Raw genomic sequence first — 3053 nt, forward strand, 5'->3', positions numbered from 1 at the left:
TATCAGCTATCAGCTATCAGCTATCAGCTATCAGCTATCAGCTATCAGTTATCAGCTATCAGCTTTTGAATAAGCGATGCAGAGGTGCGACCCGTGGCGAATTTAATTCGCCTACGGAAAACGCACCATTACGGTCTTGGGGGTTTCCCCCACTCGCGCTTTGCATCAAGACAACAGGTAAGCATTTGAGTTAAGTCACAGGCTGGAAGCCTGTGCCACGGCTGACGGCTGTTCGCGTAGCGTGGCCTTTGGCCAAGGCTGACGGCTGTTCGCGTAGCGTGGCCTTTGGCCAAGGCTAAAAGCTGACCACTGACCACTGACCACAGTTGAGGAAACAGGCAAGATGCCTGTTCTACTGACTACTGACCGCTAAAACTAAATACTAGCTAGTTATTACTATCTAGATCCTTATGTTTAGGAGTGGGCTTCGATGGTCCTATTGATCTCAGTCTCTCCCCACACCACTTTTCTAAAGTTGTGATTTCAACAGCAGGAAAGTGATTAAGGGGGAGAGTGTGTTTTAGGGAGTAGGGTGTGGGGGGTAGGGTGTGGGGAACAGGGAGCAGGCAATAGGGAGCAGGGAGTAGGGAGAAGAGTTTTAGGGTGAGTTATCAGCTATTAGCTGAATACTTACATTGTTCATGACCTATAGCTTTTATCATAGCTATGAGGTACACAATATTTTTTACCTCTTGCCTCTTGCCTCTTGCCTTTTGCATGCATGCCTCTTACCTGCTCCCTGCTGCCTAAAACCCATAGCAATTCTTATAGCTATGAGGGACAAAGGGATACCCCTAAATCCCCCTTAACAAGGGGGACTTTGAGGTTTATAATTGTACCTGATAAATGCCATAACCGCTACAATTATTAATTATTAATTCTTCATTCTAAATTCTAAATTCCCTGCTCCCTGCTCCCTGCTACCTACTCCCTGCTCCCTGCTACCTAAAACCCATAGCAATTCTTATAGCTATGAGGGACAAAGGGATACCCCGTTTCCCTTAACAAGGGGGACTTTGAGGTTTATAATTGTACCTGATAAATGCCATAAACGCTACAATTATTAATTCTTAATTATTCATTCTAAATTCTAAATTCTAAATTCCCTGCTCCCTGTTCCCTGTTCCCTGTTCCCTTTGCTATAAAAGTAGATGTTGGTATAAATTTTATGGAGCAAGTCTTGTGGTGAAATCCCCTACTCCCGTAATAACTCAACTACCTATTCTGGAAAATGGCGATCGCTTAAGTAGAGTAGAATTTGAACGACGCTATGATCAAATGCCTGAAATTAGGAAGGCGGAGTTAATTGAGGGGGTAGTTTACGTGGCATCACCTGTTAGGGTCAATAAGCATGGTCAACCTCATGGTAGGATTATTACCTGGCTAGGGACATATGAAGCCGCAATCCCTGGCACCATGCTAGGCGACAATTCTACAGTGCGGCTAGATTTTGATAATGAACCCCAACCTGATGCTTTGTTGCGCATTGAACAAGACAAAGGTGGACAGTCGCGAATTAGTGAGGATGATTACATTGAAGGTGCGCCGGAGTTGATTGTGGAGGTTGCCGCTAGTAGTGCTTCCTATGACCTCTATGATAAGCTGCGAGCCTATCGTCGGAATGGAGTGAAAGAGTATTTAGTTTGGCTAACCCAGGAGCGGGAGTTTCGCTGGTATGTGTTGCGCGAAGGGGAATATGTGCAACAGCAGCCAGATGCAGGTATATTGAGTAGCCTGGTGTTTCCTGGATTGCGCTTAGGGGTGGAGGCTTTATTAGCTGGAAAGATGCAGCAGGTTTTGGCGGTATTGCAAGAAGGGATAGATTCCGAGACCCATCAAGAGTTTGTAGCGCGATTAGCTTCTGTTTAAGTTATAGCAATTCTCAGAGTCATGAGCGACATTGCTTATCCCTTTAAGGCAATAGGCATGCTAGCAATAGGCAATAGTTTACTAGAACAGCTTTTGCTACTTGTATCAATGTCCTAACTTTAATGCGTAGTGCTATATCAGCTATTAGCTGAATACTTACATTGTTCATGACCTATAGCGTTTCTCACAGCTATGAGGTACACAGGATTTTTTGCCTCTTGCCTCTTGCCTCTTGCCTCTTGCCTTTTGCCTGTTCCCTGTTCCCTGTTCCCTGTTCCCTGTTCCCTGTTCCCTATTCCCCAAGATGCTATGCTCAAACTATCAGGTTCAACATAGGATCATGTACCACACTGACCCACCCCGTCCTGCCAGGGAAACTATGCCCACTATGTATGATCTACCTAGTGAAGACCCAGAGGAGCCTGGTTTGCCTGACGAGTTTCATGACTTCCAACCCCAGCTATTGCGAGAAACTTGCCAACCTCCCAATTACCCTAGGGAGGAAATGTTCATTGGTACAGACCTGAATTTATATTACGATAGCCGTAATTCGTTATGGCACAAGCGACCGGATTGGTTTGTGGTATTGGGTGTGACTCCCGCTCAACAACAACAAGATCTGCGCTGGAGTTATGTGGTTTGGCAGGAAGGAATAGCACCATTTTTGGTAGTGGAACTCCTATCACCAGGTACGGAAGCCGAAGATTTAGGACAAACCCTAAGGTCTGCCAACAAGCCACCTACTAAATGGCAAGCTTATGAGCAGTATATGCGGATTCCTTACTATGTGGTTTTTGACCGTTACGATAACCAGTTCCGGGTGTTTCAATTAATGCCCATACAGTATCAGGAAGTAGAACTTTCTGAACCGAAATTTTGGTTTCCAAGACTGGAATTAGGGTTAGGCGTTTGGCAGGGGAAATATCAAGAAACAGAAGGGTTGTGGCTACGTTGGTATGATGGCGCAGGTAATTGGATTCCAACTTCAGCGGAACGGGCTGAACAGGAACACCAACGGGCTGAACGATTGGCAGAACAATTGCGTAGCCTTGGGGTCAATCCTGATGATTTGTAATGTAGGGAGTAGAGAGTGGGGGGTCGGGTGTAGGGGGTCGGGTGTAGGGAGTAGCTCACAGGGGTAGGTTTTTTACATTAGGGTAAAACATGGGGCGACCCAGAGGGAG

Annotated in this window: 4 protein-coding genes; 3 read left to right on the plus strand and 1 reads right to left on the minus strand. The window is 45.9% G+C overall.

Annotated elements, in window-relative coordinates:
* Positions 1–195: 195 nt before the first annotated feature.
* Complete coding sequence (locus AC4II3_RS32175; protein ID WP_488017043.1) at positions 196–342, minus strand: hypothetical protein; 147 nt, start codon at positions 340–342, stop codon at positions 196–198.
* A gap of 840 nt (positions 343–1182) precedes the next feature.
* Here AC4II3_RS32175 and AC4II3_RS32180 point away from each other — a divergent pair.
* From AC4II3_RS32180 to AC4II3_RS32190, 3 genes are all read left to right on the plus strand, one after another.
* Positions 1183–1869, plus strand: coding sequence for a Uma2 family endonuclease (locus AC4II3_RS32180; protein ID WP_488017041.1), 687 nt, complete (start codon positions 1183–1185; stop codon positions 1867–1869).
* 192 nt (positions 1870–2061) lie between these two features.
* Complete coding sequence (locus tag AC4II3_RS32185; protein WP_488017047.1) at positions 2062–2205, plus strand: hypothetical protein; 144 nt, start codon at positions 2062–2064, stop codon at positions 2203–2205.
* Complete coding sequence (locus AC4II3_RS32190; RefSeq protein ID WP_488017045.1) at positions 2141–2944, plus strand: Uma2 family endonuclease; 804 nt, start codon at positions 2141–2143, stop codon at positions 2942–2944. Before AC4II3_RS32185 ends, AC4II3_RS32190 begins: the two co-directional genes overlap by 65 nt.
* Positions 2945–3053 lie beyond the last annotated feature (109 nt).

The sequence above is a fragment of the Moorena sp. genome, assembly GCF_982860115.1.